The 6,708-nt window shown below is 76.0% G+C and carries 5 protein-coding genes; 2 read left to right on the top strand and 3 right to left on the bottom strand.

Annotated elements, in window-relative coordinates; translation table 11 throughout:
- Both HH311_RS29575 and HH311_RS29570 read right to left on the bottom strand, forming a co-directional pair.
- Window positions 1–723, bottom strand: a 723-nt coding sequence (locus HH311_RS29575) for a maleylpyruvate isomerase family mycothiol-dependent enzyme (protein ID WP_169187319.1), incomplete at its 3' end; no start/stop codon positions are given.
- Between the two features lie 57 nt (window positions 724–780).
- Window positions 781–3,945: an adenylate/guanylate cyclase domain-containing protein gene (locus tag HH311_RS29570; protein ID WP_169187318.1), complete on the bottom strand. Its 3,165-nt coding sequence runs from the start codon at window positions 3,943–3,945 to the stop codon at window positions 781–783.
- A gap of 203 nt (window positions 3,946–4,148) precedes the next feature.
- On the opposite strand from HH311_RS29570, the gene ctaD reads away from it, so the two are divergent.
- Together ctaD and HH311_RS29560 are read left to right on the top strand one after the other, a co-directional pair.
- On the top strand, window positions 4,149–5,912 hold the full coding sequence (gene ctaD / locus HH311_RS29565) for a cytochrome c oxidase subunit I (protein ID WP_169187317.1): 1,764 nt from the start codon (window positions 4,149–4,151) through the stop codon (window positions 5,910–5,912).
- Between the two features lie 62 nt (window positions 5,913–5,974).
- The gene (locus HH311_RS29560; RefSeq protein WP_169187316.1) at window positions 5,975–6,274 is read left to right on the top strand and encodes a DUF3040 domain-containing protein; all 300 of its coding nucleotides are present in this window, start codon (window positions 5,975–5,977) and stop codon (window positions 6,272–6,274) included.
- On the opposite strand, the gene HH311_RS29555 is transcribed toward HH311_RS29560, so the two are convergent.
- Complete coding sequence (locus HH311_RS29555) at window positions 6,228–6,440, bottom strand: hypothetical protein (protein WP_169187315.1); 213 nt, start codon at window positions 6,438–6,440, stop codon at window positions 6,228–6,230. The genes HH311_RS29560 and HH311_RS29555 overlap by 47 nt on opposite strands.
- Window positions 6,441–6,708 lie beyond the last annotated feature (268 nt).

Genomic DNA, 6,708 nt, shown 5'->3' with positions numbered 1-6,708 from the left:
TCCCGGGAACCAGCGCTTGAACCCGGCCGCCAGCTCGCGCTCGCCGTCGAACGTCAGCCGGAGGTCGTCGGCCGCGAGACGCCCCAGCGCGAAGCGCAGCACCGCGGTGTCGTCCGCACCGGTGACCGAGGCGGTGGGGTCCTCGCCGGGCGCGGCCTGCCACACGCCGTCGAGCAGGGCGAACCGGAGGTCCACCGACGGCCCGCGCAGCGCGAACACGGTGCCCTCCGGCGGCGGGGCCTCGCCGCCCGCGCCGGCGAGCGCGGGGAAGACCGGGGGCAGCACCGTCGTCGTCGCGCGGACCACGTCCTGCGCCAGGGGCTCGTCCCGGCCGCACGCGGCGACGGCGTCGTCGGCGTGCACCCCGGCCTCCATCGTGAAGACGTGCAGCCCGAACACGGCCGGGATGACGCCGAAGGGGATGGCGAGCACGGCGTCCGGGGCCAGCTCGTCGGCGCGGGCGAGCTCGTCGTCGAGGGCCGCGACACCGGCGCGCAGCGCGGCGGCGACCTCCGCCGGACCGCCCGACGGTTCCTGCCCCTCGGCGGTGCCCGGGGTCCCGGTCCGGGCGCGGCGCAGCGCGTCGGCCTCCATCGTGGTGCCCCACGCGCCGTGGCGGGCGAGGTCGGTGACGCTCCAGCCGGCGCAGCGGGTGGGGGTGTCGGCGGCGGCGTCGCCGAGCTCGTCGAGGGCGGCGAGGGTGCGGCCCCAGTCGCGGGCCACGGCGGCACGGGCCTCGGCGGGGGTCGGTCCCGGGTCGGTGATCAGCGTGGTCCTTCCTCAGGCGGGCCGGGCGGAGCCGCGGCCGGCGGTGTCGGCGAGGGCGTCGCGGGCGCGGGCGGCGGCCCGGACGGCCCCGGTGGCGTCGTCGATCCGGACCGCGTTCCCCAGGTGGGCCGCGGCCGCCTCGTGGTTCCCGGCCGCCCGCGCGGCCAACCCCAGCGCGTGGTCGGCCGCGCCGAGGCACAGCGCGCCGGACCCGACGACGACCACGTGGCCCTCCCAGGGCGCGAGCAGCTCGTGGAGCAGCGCGCCCGACCCGGCGTCGCCGACCGCGTCCGCGGTCTCCGCGGCCTCGGCCAGCAGGAACGCCCGGGCGCCGTCGTGGCCGATCACCGCGAACCGGTCGGCCGCGGCCGCGGTGAGCAGGTCCGCCGCCTCGTCGAGCCGCCCGGCCCGCGCGAGACCGACCGCGGTGTGGATCCACGTCCGGCCCCCGACCACCCGCGCCACGCGCTCCAGCGTCGGCAGCGCCCGCTCCGTGGTGCCGGCCGCGGTGTGGAGGGTCAGCAGCTGGACGCTGTGGACCTGGCCCGCGTCGCCGTAGTGCCAGCGCTCGCCCTCGCGGCGGAAGTGCTCGACGGCGTCGGCGGCCGCGCCGAGGTCGCCGTGGTGGAGCAGCATCATCGCCCGCCACATCGCCGGGTACCACAGGTGCAGCGGCCGCCCGAGCCGCAGCGCCAGCGCCCCGGCCTCGTCGACGAGGGCCTCGGCGGCCGGGGTGTCCCCCGCCTCGAGGAGGTCGACCATCCGTAGCCGCAGCGCCTCGAACTCGCGCTCGGGGTCGCCGGCCGCGCGGGCCGCGGCGAGCAGCTCGTCGTCGGACCGCAGCCGCTCGGGCAGCCGCGCCGGGGCGGCGAGGGTCGGGCGGCGGGCGAGCAGGGCGTAGGCCAGCGCCCCGGCGTCGCCGGCCTCCCGCGCGAGCCCGACCGCCTCGTCACCGAGCACGGTGGCCCCGGCCTCGTCGCCGCCGTAGCCCCGGGCGCGGGCGCCGGCGGCGAGCAGCCGGGCCCGCAGCGCCGGCGACGACGACGGGACCAGCCCGAGGGCGTCGTCGAGCAGCACCTGCGCCCGGGCGCCCCAGGTCTCGCGGGGCAGCCGGCTGTCGAACAGGGCGTCCTCGTAGCCGAGCGCGGCGGCCGCCCGGGCCGCGTGCGTGCCCGGCGCGGCGGCGTCGGCGACCTCCGCGAACGCGGCCATCGCGGCCGGCAGCCGCCCGGCGCGGCGCAACGCCTCGGCGGAGCGCAGCGTGCGGTGGGCCCGTTCCTCCGACGGTGCCGGGTCCGCCGCGACGCCGAGGTCGACGGCGCGGCGGAAGAGCTCCGCGGCGCGCAGCGGCTCGGTCCCGAGGGCCGCCTCGCCCGCCTCGGTGAGCCGGGCGGCCGCGCGGCGGGCCAGCTCGTCCCGGGCGATCCGGCCGTCGACGGGGCCGCCCAGCGCCGGCGCCTCGTCCCAGGCGGCGGCGAGGTGGCGCCCGGCCCGCTCGGCGGCCCGGTCGGGGGCGCGCGCCTCGAGCCATTCGGCGAAGCGCAGGTGCAGCGCGGCGCGCCGGGCGCGGGGCAGCGTCGCGTAGGCGGTGTCGCGCACCAGGGGGTGGCGGTAGGTGTACGAGGCCGGGTCGACCGGGTCCGGCCGCGGCCCGACGAGCAGGCCCGCCCCGGTGAGGTCGCGCAGCGGCTCTTCGGGCTCCGGGCTGCCCAGCCCGGGCAGGGCGCCCGCGGGCAGCGTCGTGCCGGTGACCGAGCCGCGGCCCAGCACCTCGCGGGCGGGCGCGGCCAAGGCGTCGAGCTGGCCGAGGTAAATCGCCCGGACGGTGCTGGGCACGGTCAGGGCCACGCCGCCGTCACCTCCGGGCAGCGCGCCGGAGCGCTCCCACACCCGCAGCAGCTCGACGACGAAGAGCGGGTTGCCACCGGCGGCCGCCCGGAGCTCGGCGAGCACCGCCGGCGGGAGCACCCCGTCGCCGACCCGGTCGGCGACCAGGGCGGCGACGTCGTCGTCGGACAGCGGGTCGAGGGTGCGCACCGCCCCCGACGGCGGGCGCTCCCCCGGTCGCGCGGTGGTGATCACCAGGCGAGGGGTGCGGTGGGGCGCGGCGAGCGCGTGCTCCAGGAAGGCCTGCATGTCCGCGGACGCGAGGTGGACGTCGTCGAGGATCCACACCGGAGTGGGGCCGCCGGGCTCGCCGTGGGCGTCGAGGACCGCCGTCCACGAGGCCCACAGCTCCGCCGGGGCGCCGGCCGGCTCCTCCCCCGCCAGCAGCGCGGCGGTGTGGTCGGCCGAGAGCGCCGCGCGGGGTCCGGTGTGGCCGTGGCGGGCGAGACGGCCGGCGAGGTCGGTCCCCTCGACGCCCGCGGCCCGCAGCAGGGCGGCGACCGGGGCGTACCCGGGTTCGTCGGTGCGGACGCGGACCAGCCAGGCCGGGCCCGCGGCGCGGGCGGCGAACTCGGCGACCAGCCGGCTGCGCCCGACGCCGGGCGGGGCGAGGACGGTGATCCGCTCGGCCCCGCGGGCGTCGCGGTGGGCGGCGTCGAGGGCCGCGAGGTCGGCGGCCCGGCCGCGGAAGGGCCCGCCGTCGGGAACCGGGCCCCGGCGTCGGCCGACGACCCGCCAGGCGCCGACCCGCTCCGCCTTCCCCTTGAGCGGGATGTCCCCGAGCGGGACGAGCTCGAGCGTGCCCTCGACGGCCAGCGCCGTGTCCGGCCCGACGACGACGGTGCCGGGCTCGGCGGCGGTCTGCAGCCGGGCCGCGGTGTTGACCACGTCGCCGGAGAGCCGCCAGGTGCCATCGGCGGCCCAGGTCACGACGACCTCGCCGGTGTGCACCCCGACCCGCGCGCGCAGCGTCCCCGCCGGCAGCCCGAGCCGTTCCTCCACCCCGGCGAGCGACTCGACGACGGCCAGCCCGGCCCGGACCGCGGCCCCCGCGTCGTCGGGACGCAGCACCGGGAGCCCGAAGGTCGCGAGGACGGCGTCGCCGATGTACTTCTCGACCTGCCCGCCCGCCGCCGCGACGAGCCCCGCGACCTGCGAGAAGTAGTGCTCCTGCAGCAGCGCGACGTCCTCGGCGTCGAGGTCCTCGACCAGCGAGGTGAACCCGACGAGGTCGACGAACAGCACGTGGACCAGCCGTCGCTCGGCGGGCCGCGGCGGCTCGGGGATCACGGGGGAAGTCCAGCACGGCGGCGCGCGGGACGCACCGCCCGGGCACGGCCACTCGCCGCACGGATGGTCGGCCATCCCGCCGCACACCATTCGGAGGAGCACTCAGGAATGGCGCGCGTCCGAAAGGCCGGCATCTTGTCAGAAGCGTCGGGCAGGTGCACCGTGACACGACGCACACTCTCCGGGACGAAGAAGGTGACGTCGTGGCCGCCATCGCGCCGGAACCGATCATGACACGGCCCTATCCGGCCCGCGAGACGAAGCGGGGGTCGAGCTTCGCGCACATGCTGCGCACCACCGACCCGAAGGACATCGCGATCCTCTACCTGGTCACCTCGTTCGCGTTCTTCATGATCGGCGGCCTGATGGCGCTGCTGATGCGCGCCGAGCTCGCCCGCCCGGGCCTGCAGATCCTCTCGGTGGACCAGTACAACCAGCTGTTCACCATGCACGGCACGATCATGCTGCTGCTCTACGCGACGCCGATCCTGTTCGGCTTCGCGAACTACATCGTGCCGCTGCAGATCGGGGCGCCCGACGTCGCGTTCCCCCGCCTGAACGCCTTCTCCTACTGGCTGTTCCTCTTCGGTGGCCTGATCGTGCTCTCGGGGTTCGCCTTCCCCGGTGGCGCCGCCTCGGCCGGGTGGTTCGCCTACACCCCGCTCTCGGACCTGACCTTCTCCCCCGGGTTGGGGTTCGACGTGTGGGACGTCGGGCTCGTGGTGGCCGGCCTCGGCACCATCCTCGGCGCGGTCAACTTCACGACCACCATCGTCTGCCTGCGCGCCCCCGGCATGACGATGTTCCGGATGCCGATCTTCACCTGGAACATCCTGGTGACGGCGATCCTGGTCCTGCTGGCCTTCCCGATCCTGACCTCCGCGCTGCTCGCGCTCGAGGCCGACCGCCACCTGGGCGCGCACATCTTCGACCCGGCCAACGGCGGGGCGATCCTGTGGCAGCACCTGTTCTGGTTCTTCGGGCACCCCGAGGTCTACATCGTCGCGCTGCCCTTCTTCGGCATCGTCACCGAGATCTTCCCGGTGTTCAGCCGCAAGCCGCTCTTCGGCTACAAGACGCTGATCTACGCGACGCTCGCCATCGGTGCGCTCTCCGTCGCCGTGTGGGCCCACCACATGTACGCCACCGGCGCGGTGCTGCTGCCGTTCTTCTCGTTCACGACGTTCCTCATCGCCGTGCCGACCGGGATCAAGTTCTTCAACTGGATCGGCACCATGTGGCGGGGCCAGCTGACGTTCGAGACGCCGATGCTGTTCGCCGTCGGCTTCCTGGTGACGTTCCTGTTCGGCGGCCTCACCGGGGTGCTGCTCGCGAGCCCGCCGCTGGACTTCCACGTCTCGGACTCGTACTTCGTGGTGGCGCACTTCCACTACGTGCTCTTCGGCACGATCGTGTTCGCGACCTACGCCGGCATCTACTTCTGGTTCCCGAAGATGACCGGCCGGATGATGGACGAGCGGCTCGGCAAGTTCCACTTCTGGACGACGTTCATCGGGTTCCACACGACGTTCCTGGTGCAGCACTGGCTGGGCAACGAGGGCATGCCGCGCCGCTACGCGGACTACCTGCCCAGCGACGACTTCACGTTGCTGAACACGGTCTCCTCGATCGGCGCGTTCATCCTGGGTGCCTCGACGCTGCCGTTCATCTGGAACGCGTTCGCCAGCTACCGCTACGGGCGGCCGGTGACGGTCGACGACCCGTGGGGCCACGGGAACTCGCTGGAGTGGGCCACGTCGTGCCCGCCGCCGCGGCACAACTTCTACGAGCTGCCCCGGATCCGCTCCGAGCGCCCGGCGTTCGAGCTGCACTACCCGCACCTCACCGAGCGCATCCGGATGGAGGCGCACGTCGGCGGGGGCGGCCACACGCCGTCCCTCGGCGAGGCGGCGGCCGGGGCGACCGGCCAGGAGCACCTCCCCGGCAGCGATCCCCGGAACCGCTGACCCCCGCAACCACCGACCCCGTTCCCGATGCCGAAGGAGCCCCACGCCGAGGAGGTCGTGAGATGTCGGACCACCGGGCGGCACCGCTGTCCGCCGACGAGGCCCGGGTGCTCCGCGCCGTGGCCCAGGACCTCACCCGCTCCGGCGCCGACGTCCTGCGCGATCCCGACTCCGGCGAGCCCGCGGTCCGGCCCCGGCTCGTCGAGCTCGGGATCTACCTGCTCGCGATCGGGGTGGTCGCGAGCGCGCTCACCCTGTCGGTCGGCCCGATGATCGCCATCGTCGTCGGCGCGGGCCTGCTCGTCGTCGCGACGATCAAGGCCGCGACGTCGGCACCCCCGCGAGCTCCTCTCCGTCGGTGACGGCGGCGAGCGGCCGGGACAACGCGCCGCCGGCGCGCAGGCCCTCGCGGTGGACGCGCTCGTGGTGGCCGCAGAACACGAGCAGGCCGCCGCCGGGCAGCATGCTGACGTAGCGGCCGGCGGCGCCGCAGCGGTCGCAGCGGTCCCGGGTGATGGTGTCGATCATGGCGAGCTCCTCGGTGTCGTGGCACTGGTCCGTGCCATCCGAGGGTGTCGCCGCGCCGACCCGGCCGACATGGTGTGCGCCCCCGCGCGGGTGGGGGCGCTCCCCCGGTTCCGCGCGGGTCGTCCCTCACTGCTCGAGGAGCCCGAGCTGGCCGACGGCCATGACGTCCTCCTCGCTCTCGTCCGGGCCACCGCGGCCCGGTGTGGTGCCCACGGTCGCCGTCGTCGGCGGGGACAACATCTGCCGAGCGGCATACGCGCGGTGACCG

Source organism: Actinomycetospora sp. TBRC 11914, assembly GCF_012933465.1.
Taxonomy (GTDB): domain Bacteria; phylum Actinomycetota; class Actinomycetes; order Mycobacteriales; family Pseudonocardiaceae; genus Actinomycetospora.
Note: the sequence above shows the minus strand (reverse complement) of the source record. Positions and strands in the feature narration are given on the sequence as shown.

Excerpts from the sequence above, each read along its gene's own strand:
- HH311_RS29560 (WP_169187316.1), top strand. The coding sequence starts at position 5,975 with ATGTCGGACCACCGGGCGGCACCGCTGTCCGCCGACGAGGCCCGGGTG.
- HH311_RS29555 (WP_169187315.1), bottom strand. The coding sequence starts at position 6,440 with ATGATCGACACCATCACCCGGGACCGCTGCGACCGCTGCGGCGCCGCC.